Raw genomic sequence first — 18852 nt, forward strand, 5'->3', positions numbered from 1 at the left:
TGAACGCTGGGGGTAGGGGAGAGATGCGGTCATTTGTGAGGCTGGGGCGGGAGCGCCGAAGGCCGTCTCAACCATCGACTGACGGCGGTTCCGCCGAACGATCCAGGCGCTGGCTGCTCTGGCTGATGTGGTTGGTGCTCGCGAGCTACACCCTTGGCGTTCTGCTGCCGCGGAGCGGCTCCGGAGTGCTGGTGAATGTCTGGCTGTCGACGATCTCCGACGGGATCCCCATGCTCGTGTGCCTGGTCGCTTCGGTGCGCAGTCGAGCCCGAAACGTGCATGTGCTCCTGGCGACCGGAGCGGTGATCGCCTTCGCCCTCGGTGACAGCTACGTCGTGATCATGACGGCCGTGATGGGGGAGGTGCCGACCCCGTCGCTGGGGGACATCGGCTATCTCGTGTTCTATCCGTTCATGCTGGCAACCCTGGTGACTCTCGTCATTCGTCAAATGCGGATTCTGTCCTGGTCGGTGATGCTCGACACCGCGATTGGCATTCTCGGATCGGCCGCAGTGCTCACGGTCGCGCTCCATCCCCTTCTGGCCTCGGCGATGACGGGCGATCGGCTTCTTGATGACCTGATCAACCTCGCCTACCCGCTGTTCGACCTGATGCTCGTGGCGGCGATCGTCGGTATCGCCGCTTCGCCGGGGCTGCGGCTCGGCCGGCATTGGCTTTTGCTGGTGGGCGGTCTCCTCACCTTTGCTGGGGCCGATACGGCGTATGCGCTGCTGAATCTGAGTGGGAGCTACAGGATCGGCACCGTTCTCGACGCCGGCTGGGCCATCGGAATCGCTTTGATCGCCGCGTGGGTAGACGGCTCGTCGCGCATCGGCGCCGTCGGTCGCGGCCCGTCGGCCAGCACCCACGATCTGGCGGTGCCGGCCTTGGCCACCGCGGCAGGGCTCGGAGTGCTGCTGCTCTCCAGCCGGGTGCCGCTGTCGAACCTGGCTGTCGCCTTGGCCGGGGTGACGATGCTGGTCGCAGCGGTGCGCACCCAGTTCGCGTTCCGGCGCCTGGTCAAGATGGCGCTGCTGCACCGGCAGACCCGAACGGATGATCTCACCGGCCTGCCCAATCGGCGCGCACTCTATGCGGATGTCCCGGGTCGGCTCGCCGCCAGCGCCGCCAGTGGCCTGCCGAGTGCGTTACTCCTGCTCGACCTGGACCGGTTCAAGGAGGTCAACGACAGTCTCGGCCACGACGTGGGAGACCGTCTGCTGGTGCAGGTGGGAAAGCGTCTGTCAGCTCGGCTGAGGTCGGGTGACCTGCTGGCCAGGCTCGGCGGTGATGAGTTCGCGATCCTCCTCGACGGATCGGGACCGATTCAGGCAGAAGCCGTCGCGGCGGGATTGCGTGAGGCTCTGGCGGAACCCTTCACACTCGCCGGGATAGCGGTGCAGTCGAGCGTCAGCATCGGCATCGCCGTGCGGCTTGAGTCGGAAGACGACCTCACCGGGTTGCTGCGCAAGGCTGACATGGCGATGTACAAGGCCAAAGCGACTCACACCGGTCACCACGTGTTCGGCGTCGGCGACGACGGTCACGGCGATGCCCGGTTGCGCACGCTCGCCGAGTTGCGGTTCGCGATGGCCGACGACCAGTTCGTGCTGCACTATCAGCCGAAAGTGGCCTTGCCCGGCGGCGAGGTGACCGGGGTGGAAGCCCTGGTGCGGTGGGCACATCCGACCCGCGGACTGCTGCTGCCCGAGCAATTTCTCAGTCTGGTCGAGGAGGCGGGGCTAATGAGTGAGCTGACCCGGATCGTGCTCGAGAAGGCGTTGGATCAGGCCAAGCTTTGGGCCGCACAAGGGCACGCCTGGACCGTTGCCGTGAACCTGTCGGCCAGCTCCCTGATCGATGTCGGACTGCCGGAGCGCATCGGGGACATGCTGGCCGAGCGCGGCCTGCCGGCGGAGGCGCTGCTACTGGAGGTTACCGAGGAATTCCTGATGACAGACAGGGAACGTGCCAGGGACATCCTCACCCGGTTGCGGGAGAACGGAACTCGAATCGCGGTGGATGACTTCGGCACCGGTTACAGTTCACTGTCGTACCTGCGCGACCTGCCTATCGATGAGCTCAAGCTCGACCGCTCCTTTGTCGGCCCGATGAGTGGGGACGCGCGTGCCGCGGCGTTGGTCGCATCCACGGTCGGCCTGGCCCACAGCCTGGGCCTGCGCATGGTGGCCGAAGGCGTCGAGGATGCCGCGGCGTTCGATGAGCTGGCCCGCGTCGGCTGCGATCAGGCCCAGGGTTTCCTTCTCTCGAGGCCGGTACCCGCGGCCGAGCTCGATCTGTGGCTGGCGGAACGACCGCGAGCGGTGGCTGGCCTGTCGGCGCGCGACCTGGCCGTGTCGAACTAGGATTGAACTGTTCTCGTCGGCTGTCTTCGCCGCCGCCTACCCCCTGATCGTGGGTCTGGCAGCTGCGGTTGGTCCCGAGATACCGTTAGCCACGTTCTATCACCGCAATTGCACATCCTCCGAGCGCTGACCGACCAGCTGCGCGCGCTCGAAGTTCTCCGCAGCTCCAACCTGCAGGGGAGATTCGCGTGGCCACGCTGACGGAAATCCTTATTCTGCACGGTCTGCTCCCCATTGAGCACCTCGACACCCTCCTGGCCGGCGACCCCGCCGACGAGACAGCCGTACGAGCATTGGTGGACTCCGGGGTCATCACCGAGATCCAGTTCGCAAAGGCACGCGCCGAGCAGGCAGGACTGCCGTTCGTGGAACTGCTCGAATACCCGGTGGACCGGCTTGCGGTCTCTTTGGTCAGCGCTGCCATGTCCAAGCGGCACGAGGTGTTGCCGATCACGATCGAGGCCGGGCGCCTCGTGCTCGCCATGGTCGACCCAGGCAACGTTTTCGCCATCGACGATGTGCGCGAGGCCGCGAAGATGCGCGTCATCCCGGTCGTCGCTGAGCGCGGCGATCTCCTGGCCGCCATTGTGCGCTACCACAGAGCCGATGACGAGCTGAGTAACCTCACCAGCACCATGGAAGAGGAGCAGGTTCCGACCGAGTCGAGCTCTTTCGGCGTCTCTGATTCTCTCGACGACGACGCACCGATCGTGCGGTTCGTGAACCTGTTGGTCAGTCAGGCTATCCAGGACAAGGCCTCAGACATCCACATTGAGCCCGGGGAGCACAGTCTCCGAGTGCGCTACCGCATCGACGGCGTGCTGCACGAGATGCAGAGCGCACCGAAGAGCATCCAGAACGGCGTGATCTCGAGGCTCAAGATCATGAGCGACATCGACATCGCCGAGCGGCGCAAACCTCAAGACGGCCGTATGTCGGTCAGTCATGGTGGCCGCCAGATCGACCTGCGCGTGGCCACATTGCCTACGGTCTGGGGCGAGAAGATCGTCATGCGAATTCTCGACAACGCGAGCACCACCATGAGCATGAGCGCTCTCAGCCTGCTCGACTACAACGCTGCCGCCTACAAGAAGAGCTACTCGAAGCCCTACGGCATGATCCTGGTCACCGGGCCCACGGGCTCCGGAAAGTCGACCACCCTCTACACGACCCTGCACTCCGTGGCCCGTCCAGAGATCAATGTAATCACGGTCGAGGACCCAGTCGAGTACCGCATGAAAGACATCAACCAGGTGCAGGTGAACCCGAAGGCCGGACTCACCTTCGCCAGCGCGCTCCGCAGCATTCTGCGAAGTGACCCGGATGTCGTTCTGCTGGGTGAGATTCGCGACCACGAGACAGCGCAGATCGCCATCGAGGCCTCGCTGACCGGCCACCTCGTGCTCTCGACCCTGCACACCAACGACGCGCCGAGTGCCATCACCCGGCTTACCGAGATGGGGATCGAGCCGTTCCTAGTGGGTTCTGCCCTGGATTGCGTGGTGGCGCAACGGCTCGCCCGCCGGCTCTGTGAACGGTGCAAGAAGCCGGCCGAGAACACGGCGGGGCAGCTGACCAGTCTTGGCTTCAGCTTCGACCCGCTGCTGCCGCTTCCGGTGATTTTTCAGCCGATCGGCTGTCAGAACTGTTCCAAGACCGGCTACCGAGGACGCATCGCCGTGCATGAGGTCATGACAGTTACCGAGAGCATCGAACGTCTCGCCGTGGACCGGGCCTCCAGCGCGGACATCGGCCGGGCCGCTCGGGCGGAGGGCATGATCACCCTCCGTGAAGACGGCTGGGCGAAGGTTCGTTTGGGCCTGACCTCGATCGAAGAGATTTTGCGAGTCGTTGCATAGCGCCAGTCGCCGTGCCGAAGGGGATAACCGCATGGACAAGCCAATTTATGAGATTCCAGCCCTGCAGCCGGGCGAGAACGTCGCCTGGTGGGAACCGAATCGGGAGGTGCAGGGCGAAGACATCGACGGTGTCGACGTCGGTGAAGAGTCGCCGTCGGGCCACGACCTCGGGGCCGCTGACACGGTGCGCCTGGGCGGCATGCCGGTCGATCTCACCTTCGACGAGTCGAGCGAGCTGAACGACGACGATCTTGCAACCGAGCGGCTGGAGGCTGTGCCCAGCGGGTCATCTTCTGTCGACGGCAGGGTCTACCACCCTGGGTCCGTGCACGTGCCGAGCGGGCGCCGTGCCGCCATCCAGGCCGAGCCAAGCGAATCGGGTGGCCCGGTTCGCATGATCGCACCGCCAGTCATCGGGCCCGACGGCCGCCAGGCCGATCCCGACCTGATCGAGGCGCTCACCCTTGTTCTCGAGCTGGAGGCCTCTGACCTGCACATCACCGTCGGGGCTCCGCCCACCATTCGCATCGATGGCGCGCTGCGCCCGATCGAAGGTCTCTCAGCCTGGAGCCCGGAGAAGGTCAGTGCCGCGCTTTACAGCATCATCTCGATCGGCGACCGTGTTCGCTTCGGCGAGGAGCGAGAACTCGACTTCGCCTACACCGCTGTCGGAGCGCGGTTCCGAGTGAACTTCTACCATCAGCGCAACTCGATCGGCGGCGCTTTCCGGCTGATCCCGCGCGAGATCAAAGCGCTGAAGACCCTCGGCGTGCCAGAGTCCGTCGGCCGCTTCTCCCTGCTGCCTCGGGGGTTGGTGCTTGTCACCGGACCCACCGGATCCGGCAAGTCCACCACGCTCGCCGCCATGGTCGACCTGGCCAACAGCACTCGCCCCGACCACATCGTCACGGTCGAGGACCCGATCGAATTCCTACACAAGCACAAGAAGTCCCTCGTCAACCAGCGTGAGGTCGGCCACGACACCCACAGCTTCGCGGCTGCCCTCAAGCACGTGCTGCGCCAGGACCCCGACATAATCCTGATCGGTGAGCTTCGCGACCTCGAGACGATCTCGGTCGCCCTGACCGCCGCGGAGACCGGCCACCTGGTCTTCGCCACCCTGCACACGCAGGATGCAGCTCAGACCATTGATCGCGTCATCGACGTGTTCCCTCCGCACCAGCAGGGCCAGATCCGCACTCAGCTAGCGGCAACCCTTCGCGGTGTGGTCTGTCAGACGCTTGTGAAGAAGGCGAACGGCAAGGGCCGCGTGGTCTCTACAGAGATCCTCGTGATGACGCCGGCCATCGCCAACCTCATTCGCGAGGGCAAGACCCACCAGATCACCTCGATGATGCAGTCGGGCGGATCAGAGGGTATGCACACCATGGACCAGCACCTGGCCGATCTGGTCGACACCGGCCAGATCACGCGTCAGGCGGCCATGGACAAGGCCCACGACGTGGAGAGCCTCGCTCAGTTGATCAAGCGGGCCGACACGTCAATGGATGCCGCCTCCCGCAGCATGAGCGGCGGCATCGACTACGGCGACAACTACTCCAACCCTCAGCGCTGATGGGCACCGCACAGGCGTGGGCCTACGTCGGCCGAGACAACAACGGCAAGACAGTCAAGGGCAAGCTGGATGCTGCGAGCGAGGGCGCCGTGGCGTCTCGTCTCGGCACCATGGGCATTTCGCCGGTCTCGATCAAGCAATCCGCCGAAGGCACTGGCCTGAACCGTGAGATCTCGATCCCCGGCTTCACCAAAGGTGTGGGGCTCAAAGACCTCGCGATCATGAGCCGCCAGATGGCAACCATGATCGGGTCAGGCCTATCTTTACTGCGCACCCTCAACATCCTGGCCGAGCAGACCGAGAACAAACCGCTCGCGAAAATCCTCAGGCAGGTACGCGACGACGTGGAGACAGGCATCTCGATCTCTGGGGCGTTCAGCAAGCACAGCGCCTCCTTCCCGCCGATCATGATCAATATGGTCAAGGCAGGTGAGACCGGCGGCTTCCTCGACGGTGCACTCGAGTCGATCGCAGCGAACTTCGAGAAAGAGGTTAAGCTGCGCGGCACCATCAAGTCGGCGATGACCTACCCGGTAATCGTATTGATCATGTCTCTCGTCTCGGTCATGATCATGCTCATCTTCATCGTGCCGATCTTCGAGGAGATGTTCTCCGGCCTCGGCGGTGCCCTCCCGCTGCCGACCATGATTCTGGTCTATCTCTCTCGCTCGATGATCTATGTGGTTCCGATACTGGTCGTCGCGTCAATCGGCTTCAGCGTGTGGTGGAGCAAGAACAAGAACACCGATCGGGTGCGCCGAATTGTCGACCCGTTCAAGCTCAAGCTTCCCGTCTTCGGCAATCTGCTTAAAAAAATTGCGGTAGCCCGCTTCAGCCGCAACTTCGCGAACATGATCGGCGCCGGCGTGCCCATCCTTCAGGCACTCAAGATCGTCGGCGAGACATCGGGAAACTGGGTGATCGAGAACTCGCTTATCAAAGTCGCCGAATCGGTGCGACAAGGTCAATCAATCTCCGGCCCACTCATGGCGCAGCCGGTCTTTCCGCCCATGGTCACCCAGATGATCGCGGTCGGCGAGGATGCTGGCTCGCTGGAGATGATGCTGAACAAGATTGCGGACTTCTACGACCAGGAGGTCGAGTCGTCGACCGAGCAACTCACCGCGGCCATCGAGCCCCTCATGATCGCCTTCCTCGGCGTGATCATTGGTGGCATGGTCATCGCGCTCTACATGCCGATCTTCAGCATCGCGAGCGTCGTCAAATAGCTGCCGACTTACACACTCTGGTTCCCGGGGGCTCGGTTTAGAGGATGGCAATCGCGGTGCCCCCAGTACTGGGGGCAGGCTCGCCACAAAATACCCCTCATAATTGGGTCGCAGCTGAAAATATCCTGCGAATATTGTTAGAGTCCGATCAGGCCGACGGCCAGTTCACGGACATCAAAGAAATGGAATCCACTGTGCTCTCTCGTAGCCTTGCTGCTCTGAACCGTCGCCGGAACGACCCGAACTCGAACGAGAAGGGATTCACCCTGATTGAGCTCCTCGTTGTCGTGATCATCATCGGGATCCTTGCCGCCATCGCCATCCCGGTCTATCTGGGTGTTCAGGACAACGCCAAAGACAGTTCGGCTCAGTCCGACGTCGTGAACCTCAAGACGGCCATCGTCAGCATGCAGACCAACACTGGCGGGCTCCCTTCGGCTACCGCAGTGGTCGATGGCACGGGTGTGACCCTGACCACAGAGGCCATCCGCGCTGGCGCTTCTAAGGGCGCGAACACTGCGACATTGACCTACAAACCCGGTACGGGAAGCGCATTCTGCGTTGCCGGCAAGAGCACCAGCACCGGAGGGTCGATCTTCTACGCAATCGAGTCTGGTGGAGCTATCAAGGGAACGTCGGCCGCAGCTGTCACCGCAGGCTGTACTGCTCCTTAGCCTGAACTCATGTGGGGCTTCGCACGAGCGGAGCCCCACATTTCTTCGTCCCACCGGAACATGCCAGCGAAACACCGAGCCGAATCCGGATGAAAGGGAGGTGCACCGTGAAAGCCTTTCGTGGTCAAATGTGCTCACGTGAAGCAAACAGTCGCGGCCTTACCATCATCGAGATATTGGTCGCCATGATGATCTTCGCGATAATTGCTGTCGGAGTCGGTGCGGCCCTCCTTGCGACCCTCACCATCTCGCACGACAACAAGGCCCGGGAGGTAGCCTCAAGCCTGGCCGCCTCGGAGATCGACCTGGTGCGCGCGAACGGCGACCCGTTCAAAGTTTTCAACGCACCAGCTCGCACCGTGAGCAATCCCACGGGTGGGATCTACACCGTCAAGCGGACCACGGCTTGGGTAACGCCTTCTGGGTTGGCCGCCACCTGCGGTACCGGTGGCGGGGCCCTGCAGTACAAGCTCGTCACGGTCTCTGTCTCATGGCAGGGAATGCGTTCGACTACCGATCCCGTCATCACCGACACGTTACTGGCCCCGACGACCAGGATCAACGACCCCACCAAAGGAACGATCCTGCTCTCGGTCGTCGACGCCAAGGATCGCGGCAAGGAAAACGTCACGTTCACCATCTCGCCATCGCTCGGTGCCGTCACGCTTCGACCAACGGACGAAGACGGCTGTAGTTTTCTGCTCCAAGTCCCCGCGGGAACGTACACTATTACGCTAAATACTCCTGGCATGGTGGATTTCACCCAGTCCGCGACTCCGGCGAAGACACTTCCGGTGACCATCGGAGCCTCCACCTCTTTTGCTTTCAAATACGACGATGCAGCCACGGTCACTCTGAACTATGCGTCGAACCGGCCCCCGGCCCCGGCTCCATCGCCGATCATTCCCGCCGATATGAGTGCGACCTTCAGCAATTCCTACGGTGTGTTCCCAAAATTCGCCACGGGCCCCAATGTAAAACTTCACCCGTGGGAAGTGGGATATCAGGCGGTGGCCGGGACCTACCGAGACACAACGCCGTCGTGTGTGTCGGTTGATCCCGAATCCTGGGCCCCGGATACCCGGGTGAGTCCTCCCCTCAGCAGGCTCAAACTGCCCGCGGTCGCCCTCGCTCCCCTCGGCACGGTGAGTGTTGACATTCCAATGGGAATCGTCGACATCGAGCGCGAGAGTGAAGACAGATGGGTAACGGCCGTCTCCCAAGTCGATACCCCCATTCCCGGCCAGCAATCGTGTGGCGCCACGATGACCTATAGGTTCGGCCAAATCATGACCGGCGGCGGAAGCAGCCGGTACCGCATTGCTCTCCCGTTCGGCTCCTGGCGTTTGTACACCACTGGAAGTGCGACGGACTCCAGTCCGACTCTCTTTGCAAATCCGAGCAAGCTTTGGCTGGTAACCCCCGGATTGCCCATGGCGGCAAGCGGTGGCCTCTTCGCCCTGGACCCGCGATGAATCGGCGAAATGCGTGCCTTACCCGACCGTCCCTAGGGCTTTTTGAAGCTCGGGCGCGCGCGGGTCATGAGACCGGAATGTCACTGGTCGAGCTCCTGGTGAGCATGATGCTCCTAGGCCTCGTGCTCTCCATGGTGACTGGACTTTTCATCAGTGTGTCCAAGTCCGTTTCCATCGCGCAAGCGACTGATGAAAGAACGCGAACGGGTTCCAACGCTGTCAACGAGATGAGCCGTGTCATTCGGGCTGCTACAACCTTGAAGGTCACGGGCGCCCTTGTTGCTGCCCCGGCCTTTCGCTTCGCCGGCAGGGAGGCAGTCGTGCTCTATAGCAGCGTGGATGTGAATGCGGCGGCAGACCTGACCTATCTGCCGCCGAAGCCCACCCTGGTGAGATTCGAGATTGCATCCGGGAATCGTGAGTTGGTCGAGAGCCGCTGGACCGCCACTGCACACCCGTCGGGGACGTCGTGGATCTTTGCCCCGCCTGCGTCACCCGCGTCGCCTGCCGCCTCGACTCCGGCGAATTCGACGCGGATCCTGGGTGGTCCCCTCGCGACCATGACGCTGCCCCTCACGCCCACCGATCCGCCACTCTTCTCCTACTACGACGCACTCGGGGTTGAGATTCCATTGCCGGCGACTGGCGGCTTGTCGGCATCGGACCTTGATTTGATCAAATCCGTTCAGATCGCCGTGAGGCTCCCAGGCACCGCGAGCTCCCCTGACGGAGCCCTGGCCGTGGTGAGCATCGTCGCTCCGCCGAACCTCAAGACCCCGTGACCGCGCATGGCGAAAACCGAACGACAAAGTTCGCCCAGGGAGGCAGCCTCATGATTGACCGGTCTAGGAATCGCCGACCGCGAATCCGACTGCAAGCCGAGGAATCGGGCATGGCGCTTGTGTCCGTCATCGGCCTGGCGATGGTGATGCTGCTGATGGTCGCGACCGCCCTCAGCTTCTCGACAAGCGGGCTGATCAAGGCCCGAAGCGACCAGAACTGGAACGCAGCGTTGTCCGCGGCCTACGCCGGGGTGGACGAGTACGCAAGCCGGCTCTCGAATGACAGCACCTATCAGAAGTACGGCAATCCTGCTGCTGCCTTCACCCTGAGTTCGGGAAGCGCACTGACCACCAGCCTCCCCGCCATCGCGAATGCGAACGCGGCATTCGGCATCGGCGCCGGTGGGACCTGGGGGAGCCTCGCCGGCGCATCCGCTCGGGCTTCGTTCCGCTATGAGGTTGACAACTCTGACTACTCCGCGCAAGGCGTGGTCAGGATTCGTTCGACGGGCCGAGTGGGAACACAGACACGAAGCGTGATCGCCAACCTCAAACAAAAGGGGTTCATCAACTACGTATACTTCACGGATTACGAGCTGCTGGACCCGGCCACGACTACGGTTAGTTGTGTTCCCAGTCATGCCTCCACGACCGTGGTTTCCGGCTCGCGACATAACCCCGGCTGTATCGAGATTGCCTTCGGATCCTCCGACGTTCTCACCGGGCCGGTGCACTCCAACGACACTCTCAAGGTCTGCAAGTCCACTTTCTCCGGCAGGGTGTCCTCCAGTAACACTCCGCTCTTCACCAACGGGGGAGGGTGTGCCGCCACGGACTGGGGTGTCGGGGTTGCCGGACCAGTCGCGGGTGGAGTGCTAACGCTCCCGCTCACGAATGGCAGCATGGCCGACGAGACCAGAAATGACCTCACTGCGGCCGTGCCTCGGCCCGGTTGCATGTATACCGGACCGACAACCATCACGTTCACGTCCGACGGGAGGATGCGGGTTGTCTCACCCTGGACGAGGGTGACCAGGCCGACCCTGAACACGAGCGTCGCCAACCCGAATCCGCTGCCGGCCGCGTGCGGTGCTCTTGCGGACCTCAACTCGTCGGCAGGGGCGGTGATTCCGGTGCCCAACGAGAATCTCATCTTCGTTCAAAACGTGCAGACATCGCCGACCAACCCGAACTACTGGAATCTGGCGGCCGCGCCTCCGACGAACTTCTCCTGTACCGGCCTTGGTGCGGGGTCCGGGTGGAAATATCAATCGCCTCCCTCATCACCAGATGCATATGGCTATCCCATTGCGAATGAGGTCGTGCCTCCGTCGTCGACGACAGTATCCCCGGCCTACAAGTGCACCAACGGTGATGTCTTTGTGAAGGGCGTACTCAACTCCGCGGTCACCGTCGCGGCCCAGAATAACGTGTATATTACCGGCGACCTTAGTTACCAGGATGCGGCCACCAACGTGCTTGGCCTCGTGGCGCAGAACACGGTATGGGTCTGGAATCCGGTCAGGTCCTGCACCGGCACCTTGAGTTTGGTGGCCCCGATCAGTTATCGCACCTGCACGGCGATGCCTCCGGCGGATGCGACCCCCAGTGAGCGACTGATTCAGGCGGCGATTCTTGCTGTCGGGCATACGTTCCAGGTGCAAAACTTTGATGCTGGGGGCGACCGAGGCGACCTGAGAGTGATGGGGGCGATCGCGCAGACTTTCCGAGGGCCAGTTCGGTTGAATAACCCCGTTCCCAGTCCGGACATAATCAACGGTTACGACAAGATTTACACTTATGACACGCGCCTACTCACCACTGCGCCTCCGAAATTTCTCGCACCGACGTCAACGACATACGGCGTGACGCAGTTCGCTGATGTCGCCGCGGCATTCAAGCCCGATGGAAGCACGGGACCGTGACAACCGGTTCCATCCCAGGTCTTGTACCGCTGCTGGGCCTCTGCGCTGGCGTCTTGGGCCTGTTAACGGGCTCATTCCTCAACGTCATTGTCTACAGGCTGCCGTCCGGCATTTCTATTGTTTCTCCGCCTAGCGCGTGTCCGCGGTGCAGAGCAAGAATTAAGTCGTTCGACAATGTTCCCGTCTTGTCCTGGTTGCTGCTGCGTGGCAAGTGCCGGAATTGCAAGACGCGCATCTCTGCGCGGTATCCGCTGGTCGAGGCGGGCACCGCCATGTTTTTCGCGGGCGTCGCCTGGTTTGCTGGGTTGGGCTGGGTCTCGACAAGCTCGACCACAGGCTTCGGCTCAACTACCGGGTTCAGCTTGACCACCAGAATCGGCACTACGGGCGATATCGATCCGGTTAGCGGTGCCGACTCGACTGCCGCGGGCGTGCTCGTGCTTGTCGCCTTCCTGTACCTGGCAGCGGTGAGTGTGGCGCTGGCCCTGATCGACATCGATACGCATCGGTTGCCCGACGCAATTGTGCTGCCGAGCTACCTTGTGGGTGGACTGCTGCTGGGGGCTGCCGGGGTGATCGGCGGAGATGTTGACTCCATGGTGCGCGCGGCCATCGGAATGGCGGCGCTTTGGGCGGCCTATTTGGTTATGGCCGTCACTTATCCGGGCGGAATGGGGTTCGGCGACGTCAAACTTGCGGGAGTCCTCGGGCTCTATCTTGGCTACCTCGGCTGGGGGCAACTCGTTGTCGGGGCCTTCGCGGCGTTTCTTCTTGGCGGGATTTTTGCTGTCGGGCTGCTACTCGCGAAGCGCGCAAATCGCAAGAGCGGCATTCCCTTTGGCCCCTGGATGTTGGTGGGCGCGTGGGTCGGAGTCTTTTTCGGAGCTGCAGTGTGGGACGGTTACTTGACCCTCCTCGGAGTGGCATAGCAATGACACAAATCAGAAACAGCAGTAAGGGAGCTCCCACGTGGCAGAGAGTGTTGTAGGAATCGACATCGGGAGCACTTCGCTGCGTGCCGTGGAGGTCGGAGGCCAAAGGAAGCCAAAGCCCACTCTCTTACGGTACTGCGAAGTGCCGTTGTCGGTCGGAGCAGTCATCAGCGGCGAAGTCGTCGAACCGAACACCGTGGCCGCGGCGTTGAAGCACCTTTGGTCTGTGGGCGGCTTTAAGTCCAGAAATGTCGTTCTCGGAATGGGAAACCAACGAGTGCTCGCCCGTGATTTGATCGTTCCGAGGATGTCACTGGCGCGCATCCGGGAGTCCCTGCCATTCGAGGTTCAGGAAATGCTTCCCGTGCCCGTCGCAGAGGCGGTGCTCGACTTCTATCCGATTGCTGAGACGGCAGGTGACAATGGTCCGATGGTTCGTGGCCTGTTGATTGCCGCTGTGAAGCAAGCCGTGCTCTCGAACGTGAATGCGACCCAGATGGCCGGCCTCACCACGGTCGATGTCGACTTGATTCCCTTCGCTCTCAGCCGCGTCTTGCTCACACGCCCAAAAGTCCCTGGCACCGTCGCCCTCGTCGACATCGGGGGGAGTACGACAAGCGTGGTCATCGCAACGGACGGTGTTCCCCAGTTTGTGCGCATTATCGCCACGGGCGGAGACGACATTTCTCAGGCGTTGGTCAACGAACTGGGAACTACAGGGGAGCCTGCCGAGGCGGTCAAGCGCCGGTTGGGGCTCGCGACGGGCTCGGTTGCCGCGGAAGACAAACGCGCGGTGGAAATCATCTATAAGACCGCCAGTGAGCAGCTCATGAGCCTTCGGAACACTATCAATTACTTCGTCAACACCCGCCCGACAGAAGCGGTGCACAGCATCGTTCTGAGCGGCGGAGGAGCGCAGTTGCACGGTCTGCCGGAGGACCTGGCAGACATGACCAGGCTCAGGGTTGAAGTCGGAGACCCGTTCTCCACGGTGGCTCTTGCCAAGGGGATTAACGCTGAGGAACTCCGATCCAACGCGTCAACTTTCACCGTGGCACTCGGTCTAGCACTGGGGCGTGCCGCATGAGTCGGTTAGGCAAGAATGACGAGCTACTCATCGGCGGGGAACCGCGCGTTGACCTGCTCCCGCCGGAGGTTCACCAGGAACGTGCGGCGAAGGTCGTGCGCCGCCACCTGGGCCTCGGTGTCATCGGAGTGGTGGCGATCATGCTCGTATCGGCCGGCGCTGCGACTGCCCTTGCTATGCAGGCCCAGCAGCAGCTCGCCTACGAGCAGTCGCTCACTCCCGGCCTCGTTGCCGAACAGTCGAAGTATGTGGAAGTGCGCGAAGTTCAGGGTGACGTCGACAAGGTCAAGGCTGCTCAGCAGGTCGGAGTGTCCACCGAAATCGATTGGAAGAAGTATCTCGAGGGGGTTCAGGCCATTCTCCCCGCAAGCGTGACCATCGAGACGGTTGCGGTGGACTCGGCCACGCCGCTTGCCATATACGCGCAACCCACCGCCCCGCTCCAGGGACCGCGCGTCGCGACCGTGGGGTTCACGGCCACCAGTACTGTGCTTCCCGACGTGCCCGACTGGCTCACCTCGCTCGCTACTTTGCCTGGGTTTGCAGATGCCCTTCCGGGCTCGGTGGCCTTGGATGAGACAACGGGGATCTATACGGCGACGATCACCATGCATGTGAACGATGCCGCGTTTGCCGAGCGTTTCATCACCGAAGGGAAATAGCCGTGAACAAGAACAGACTGTGGACGATCTCCTCCGTGCTGGTCATGGTGTTGGTTCTCATGCTCGGCGTGTTGCTAGGAATTCAGCCTCAGCTCGCAGCAACCTCTGCCGCGAATGATCAGCGCATCAGCGTGCAAGCCTCGAACGCCGGTCAGGCCGCAGTGCTGGTGCAGTTAAAAGAAGATTTCGCCGGCATTGACAAGCTGAAGGCAGACTTGGCGCCGCTAAGTGATTCTGTACCGAACGGGACCGACATCCCGGCCTTCGTCAATCAGCTCGATGCTCTCGCAAGCGCATCCCAGGTGACTCTGACCGGTATCACGGTTGCTGACGCCGTGCCCTACGCACCGGTGGTTGCACCGGTCGAGGCCGCAACCGAAACCACTCAAGATGCCACGCCCGAGCCGACCACTAGCGCAGCGCCCGCACCGACTGCAGGCGTTCCTCCGGTGACGAATCCTCAGATTACAGTAGATAATTTTGCATCTCTAGCGGTTAGCATCACGGTTTCGGGCAGCTACGCCAACGCTCTTAACTTTGTGAGTGGGCTCCAGACGGGATCACGCTTGTTCTTGGTCTCCGGGATCTCAACGTCGAAAGAGGCTGAGTCCGTCGACGTCACCGCCACCATCACCGGTCTCGTCTACGTGCTGGTGCCGCCGGCATCCGCCGCTCCAGCAACGACCGCTGCGCAGTAGCCCGCCACCACCAGACTCCGGGCCGTGCTTGCCCGGCGCGGCGAGCCCGCGTTGCTAAGGTTGCTGCAGAGAAGAACGGCCGCTAGGCCCGTGAGGAGCGCAGCATGAGCGACACAACGCCCACCGACGGCAACAAGAACTCCGGTAAGGATGCCTCGGCAACCAGCAACGGACGCCACGAGACCAGACCCGTCGGGCTAGACCCCTATGCCGACGCCGCCAGACGCGAGGCCGACGCCCGCGACGGCGCCGCAACAACAGCGACCACGGAGCAGGCGGCGTCCGCTCACCCGGGCAATCAGTTCCCCACCGGCGAACAGGCCCATCCTGGGGTCCCCATCGGCGAGCCGATCTCCTATGACGCCCCTGAGGCATCCGCGCCCGCGCCGGTCGCCTCCCGCGAGTCTGCCCCGTCCGCTTACGTTCCCGCCGCTTCGGTGAACGCCACGGGCGAGACTGAACGTCTCGAACCGCTGCCCGCAGAGACTCACGCCGCAGAGACCCCGGCCTACGCCCCCGCGAACACCACGGTGCAGCCGCCCATCTACATCCAGGCGCCCGCCGCACCGCGCTACAAGAGCAACCGCGGCCCCGGAGTCGTGATCGCGTTGCTCTCCGCCATGATCTTCGCGGTGCTCTACGCCCTCGTCGCGTTCGCCCTGTCCGGCATCGGCAGCCTGTCCATCGCCGACACGGCAGCGAAGTTCACCGACTTCATCGTGCTGCCCATCTTCTATGTACCGGTCATCTTCTTCTTCGTCGCGTTCGCCCTGCTGGTGCTGATCGTGAACCGCGGCGGCTGGTGGGCCTACGTGCTCTTCGGCTTCCTGGTGGCCGTGGCCGTCTACTTCTCTTATATCGGCGCCGCACTTCTCAGCGTGCAGGCGTGGAACTTCACGCCCGACCAGGCTGCGCGCTTCATCAGCCAGCAGTGGCTGAACCCGGGCGCCATCGCCGCCGCGGTCGTCGCCCGTGAGGTCCCGATCTGGGCTGGTGCCTGGATCGCCCGCAACGGTCGTGCCGTCACCACCCGTAACGAAACCGCCAAGGCCGAATACGACCGCGTTCTCGCCGCCGGACCGCAGGGCATCCGCAGCAACTAGTCGGTCGACGCCCGGCGCACACCGAGCGCCGGGCCCCGGCAGGCCCGCCAGCAAGGGGGAGTGATGCGCGACTACCAGAAGTACGCGACGGTCGTCGCCATCTTCGCCGCGGTGCTCCTCGCCGCGCTTCTCGTAGCAGCCTTCGGCCTGATCAGCCTGCTGGCTGACACGGATGTCATCAGTGACCCGAACGCCGGACCTCTCGTCGGCCCGGTCATGACCGCCGCCGCCGTGGTGCTGGTGCTCATCCTGATGCTCCTGCTGGGGTTGCGCACCAGGCCGGAGAACCAGCGGATCGCCGTCGGATACTCCCTGGGCGCCGGGTTCGCCGCACTCGCGGTCTTCGTCCTGGTGGGCGGGGTGCTCTACGCCCTCGGCACCGGGGTGCCTGCCGACACCGCCGGGCTGCCGGGCGACAGCGCCGGGTTTGCGGCCTCGGTTCTGCTGGGCCCATTCGCGGTGACCACTGGCATCCTCGCCTTCATAGTCACCCTGCTCTACTCGCTGGTTCTGGCCTCACGGATGCCCGAACGCGGCCCGCCGCAATGGCCGTGGGAACGCGACAACGGCTGAGACGCCGGCTCAGAAATTCACCGTCCGGGCAGCTGCTCGATCGAGTACCCTTATTGTCCATGGACGGTTCCATCGAGTCGCGGGTCAGCCAACAGGTTGACGACTGGCTCGTCTGGCTGCCCCGGTGGCGCCCGGGCACGCACCGCGGCCGCACCCGACTGTGCCGCACCTGCTTCGGGTCGCCGGTCATCGCGGCCGCCGGCCTGAACACCGATGTCCCGCACGCCGTGCAGCACGCCCTCGCCATGCGCATGAAGCACGTGATCGACGCCGAGGTCGACGAATTCACCGAGACGCACTTGCCGCTCTTGAGCCGGGAGATCCGGCTGAACCAGGAGCGCAAGGCCGCGTCGGCCTACCACCCGGCCGAGGGTCTCGACCCGGCCTACACCGGCCTCGACCTCGATCCGCCGGCCCTGCCTGACGCCCCCTACCTGTTCACCTTCGCCGAACTCGCCCGACCTGAGGCATCCGTCACCCTGCCCGCCGCACCGCTGCCGCTGACCGATGAGGAGAAGGCCGCCATCCGGGCCGAGGTGAAACTGGCCGACCGCCAGGCGGCCCTGGTCGGCAACCGGGTCTGCCTGGAACTGTCCCGGAACAGTGAACGGCTGCGCGTCGCCGTCGCCGAATTCGTCGAACCCTGGGTGTTGGCCCTCCTCGCCGACCTCGACACCGCACTCGACTCCCCGCTCTGGCCTCGGGGTATTTGAACAGCATCTGAACGAACCCTCGGCCAGCGTCATCCATTTGACCCAGCGGTCACCCCCGGGATATCCTTTCGAGGTGTGCGCTTTGTCGTGCGCTTGAGTTATGCCACCGCGATCTCGTCGTGCCGCACCTTAGGCGCCCTGATGTGGCACTCACACAGGGTTTGCTCTCCGAGCAGCCCCCACGGCATACCTACCTCAGCCCGCGGGATTCATTCCGTGTGTCGGTGGGTCCAGATGAACTCGATCGGGCCGGAAACGGAACGATTCGAATGCTAACCATCAATGAGCTGTCACCGTGCAGCAATAACAAGGAGTAATTAGTGCCCACCATTCAGCAGTTGGTACGAAAGGGCCGCAGCCCCAAGGTCACCAAGACCAAGGCGCCCGCCCTGAAGTCCAACCCCCAGCAGCGCGGCGTGTGCACCCGTGTTTACACGACCACGCCGAAGAAGCCGAACTCGGCGCTCCGCAAGGTAGCCCGCGTCAAGCTCTCGAACGGCACCGAGGTCACCGCCTACATCCCCGGCGAGGGCCACAACCTGCAGGAGCACTCGATGGTGCTCGTCCGCGGTGGTCGCGTCAAGGACCTCCCCGGTGTTCGATACAAGATCGTTCGCGGCGCGCTGGACACCCAGGCCGTCAAGAACCGCAAGCAGGCTCGTAGCCGCTACGGCGCCAAGATGGAGAAGAAGTAATGCCTCGTAAAGGCCCAGCGCCCAAGCGTCCCGTTATCGCTGACCCGGTATACGGCGCTCCCATCGTTTCCCAGCTCGTCAACAAGATCCTTCTCGACGGCAAAAAGGGCCTCGCCGAGCGCATCGTTTACGATGCACTCGAAGGCGTCGTTGCCAAGAACGGTGCGGATGCCGTCGTCACGCTGAAAAAGGCACTCGACAACGTGCGCCCGACCCTCGAGGTGCGTTCGCGCCGCGTCGGTGGTTCCACCTACCAGGTGCCCGTCGAGGTCAAGCCGCACCGCGCCAACACCCTGGCGCTGCGCTGGTTGACCAGCTACGCCAAGGCTCGTCGCGAGAAGACGATGACCGAGCGTCTCACGAATGAAATCCTCGACGCATCCAACGGCCTCGGTGCCGCTGTGAAGCGCCGCGAGGACACGCACAAGATGGCCGAGGCGAACAAGGCCTTCGCACACTACCGCTGGTAGTAGCGTTCCGGAGTCCGGGCTTGTCGAGATCAG

The 18852-nt window shown here is 63.1% G+C and carries 17 protein-coding genes; all 17 read left to right on the top strand.

Features of this window, described 5'->3' with window-relative positions; all coding sequences use genetic code 11:
* Window positions 1-134: 134 nt before the first annotated feature.
* Complete coding sequence (locus E3O65_RS08480) at window positions 135-2366, top strand: putative bifunctional diguanylate cyclase/phosphodiesterase (protein ID WP_166804630.1); 2232 nt, start codon at window positions 135-137, stop codon at window positions 2364-2366.
* Between the two features lie 188 nt (window positions 2367-2554).
* Window positions 2555-4225, top strand: coding sequence for a GspE/PulE family protein (locus E3O65_RS08485; protein ID WP_134363307.1), 1671 nt, complete (start codon window positions 2555-2557; stop codon window positions 4223-4225).
* A 31-nt stretch (window positions 4226-4256) separates the two neighbouring features.
* On the top strand, window positions 4257-5801 hold the full coding sequence (locus E3O65_RS08490) for a type IV pilus twitching motility protein PilT (RefSeq protein WP_277870449.1): 1545 nt from the start codon (window positions 4257-4259) through the stop codon (window positions 5799-5801).
* Window positions 5801-7030, top strand: a complete 1230-nt coding sequence (locus E3O65_RS08495; protein WP_166785701.1) for a type II secretion system F family protein — start codon at window positions 5801-5803, stop codon at window positions 7028-7030. Before E3O65_RS08490 ends, E3O65_RS08495 begins: the two co-directional genes overlap by 1 nt.
* Before the next feature lie 44 nt (window positions 7031-7074).
* Window positions 7075-7704 carry a type II secretion system protein gene (locus tag E3O65_RS17415; RefSeq protein WP_277870450.1) on the top strand — a complete coding sequence of 210 codons (630 nt, stop codon included), beginning with the start codon at window positions 7075-7077 and terminating at the stop codon, window positions 7702-7704.
* 11 nt (window positions 7705-7715) lie between these two features.
* Window positions 7716-9179: a type IV pilus modification PilV family protein gene (locus E3O65_RS08505; RefSeq protein ID WP_134363308.1), complete on the top strand. Its 1464-nt coding sequence runs from the start codon at window positions 7716-7718 to the stop codon at window positions 9177-9179.
* Window positions 9180-9256: 77 nt separating this feature from the next.
* Window positions 9257-9961: a PilW family protein gene (locus tag E3O65_RS08510; RefSeq protein WP_134363309.1), complete on the top strand. Its 705-nt coding sequence runs from the start codon at window positions 9257-9259 to the stop codon at window positions 9959-9961.
* A gap of 140 nt (window positions 9962-10101) precedes the next feature.
* The gene (locus E3O65_RS08515; protein ID WP_241988662.1) at window positions 10102-11886 is read left to right on the top strand and encodes a hypothetical protein; all 1785 of its coding nucleotides are present in this window, start codon (window positions 10102-10104) and stop codon (window positions 11884-11886) included.
* Entirely contained in the window at window positions 11883-12815 is a 933-nt protein-coding gene (locus E3O65_RS08520) for a prepilin peptidase (RefSeq protein WP_338419178.1), read from the top strand. The genes E3O65_RS08515 and E3O65_RS08520 overlap by 4 nt, the downstream gene beginning before the upstream one ends.
* 40 nt (window positions 12816-12855) lie before the next feature.
* On the top strand, window positions 12856-13905 hold the full coding sequence (gene pilM, locus E3O65_RS08525; protein ID WP_134363310.1) for a type IV pilus assembly protein PilM: 1050 nt from the start codon (window positions 12856-12858) through the stop codon (window positions 13903-13905).
* Window positions 13902-14567: a P-loop NTPase family protein gene (locus E3O65_RS08530; protein WP_134363311.1), complete on the top strand. Its 666-nt coding sequence runs from the start codon at window positions 13902-13904 to the stop codon at window positions 14565-14567. The genes pilM and E3O65_RS08530 overlap by 4 nt, the downstream gene beginning before the upstream one ends.
* Window positions 14568-14569: 2 nt before the next feature.
* Window positions 14570-15265, top strand: coding sequence for a hypothetical protein (locus E3O65_RS08535; RefSeq protein ID WP_134363312.1), 696 nt, complete (start codon window positions 14570-14572; stop codon window positions 15263-15265).
* 104 nt (window positions 15266-15369) lie between these two features.
* Window positions 15370-16368, top strand: coding sequence for a hypothetical protein (locus E3O65_RS08540; RefSeq protein WP_134363313.1), 999 nt, complete (start codon window positions 15370-15372; stop codon window positions 16366-16368).
* Between the two features lie 63 nt (window positions 16369-16431).
* Window positions 16432-16941, top strand: a complete 510-nt coding sequence (locus E3O65_RS08545) for a DUF6121 family protein (RefSeq protein WP_134363314.1) — start codon at window positions 16432-16434, stop codon at window positions 16939-16941.
* A 59-nt stretch (window positions 16942-17000) separates the two neighbouring features.
* Window positions 17001-17654 (top strand): spermidine/putrescine ABC transporter substrate-binding protein, encoded by a 654-nt coding sequence (locus tag E3O65_RS08550; RefSeq protein ID WP_134363315.1) that lies wholly within the window; start codon window positions 17001-17003, stop codon window positions 17652-17654.
* A gap of 320 nt (window positions 17655-17974) precedes the next feature.
* Complete coding sequence (rpsL, locus tag E3O65_RS08555) at window positions 17975-18349, top strand: 30S ribosomal protein S12 (RefSeq protein ID WP_055811472.1); 375 nt, start codon at window positions 17975-17977, stop codon at window positions 18347-18349.
* A complete protein-coding gene (gene rpsG / locus E3O65_RS08560; protein WP_066597688.1) occupies window positions 18349-18819 on the top strand; it encodes a 30S ribosomal protein S7 in 471 nt (156 codons plus the stop codon). The genes rpsL and rpsG overlap by 1 nt, the downstream gene beginning before the upstream one ends.
* Window positions 18820-18852 lie beyond the last annotated feature (33 nt).

This window comes from Cryobacterium breve, assembly GCF_004402375.1.
In the GTDB taxonomy this organism is placed as follows: domain Bacteria; phylum Actinomycetota; class Actinomycetes; order Actinomycetales; family Microbacteriaceae; genus Cryobacterium; species Cryobacterium breve.

Coding starts and splice junctions, on each gene's coding strand:
- E3O65_RS08510 (WP_134363309.1), top strand. CDS start 9,257: ATGTCACTGGTCGAGCTCCTGGTGAGCATGATGCTCCTAGGCCTCGTG.
- E3O65_RS08495 (WP_166785701.1), top strand. CDS start 5,801: ATGGGCACCGCACAGGCGTGGGCCTACGTCGGCCGAGACAACAACGGC.
- E3O65_RS08540 (WP_134363313.1), top strand. CDS start 15,370: ATGAGCGACACAACGCCCACCGACGGCAACAAGAACTCCGGTAAGGAT.
- E3O65_RS08550 (WP_134363315.1), top strand. CDS start 17,001: ATGGACGGTTCCATCGAGTCGCGGGTCAGCCAACAGGTTGACGACTGG.
- E3O65_RS08490 (WP_277870449.1), top strand. CDS start 4,257: ATGGACAAGCCAATTTATGAGATTCCAGCCCTGCAGCCGGGCGAGAAC.
- E3O65_RS08515 (WP_241988662.1), top strand. CDS start 10,102: ATGGTGATGCTGCTGATGGTCGCGACCGCCCTCAGCTTCTCGACAAGC.
- E3O65_RS08530 (WP_134363311.1), top strand. CDS start 13,902: ATGAGTCGGTTAGGCAAGAATGACGAGCTACTCATCGGCGGGGAACCG.
- rpsG (WP_066597688.1), top strand. CDS start 18,349: ATGCCTCGTAAAGGCCCAGCGCCCAAGCGTCCCGTTATCGCTGACCCG.
- E3O65_RS08545 (WP_134363314.1), top strand. CDS start 16,432: ATGCGCGACTACCAGAAGTACGCGACGGTCGTCGCCATCTTCGCCGCG.
- E3O65_RS17415 (WP_277870450.1), top strand. CDS start 7,075: ATGGCAATCGCGGTGCCCCCAGTACTGGGGGCAGGCTCGCCACAAAAT.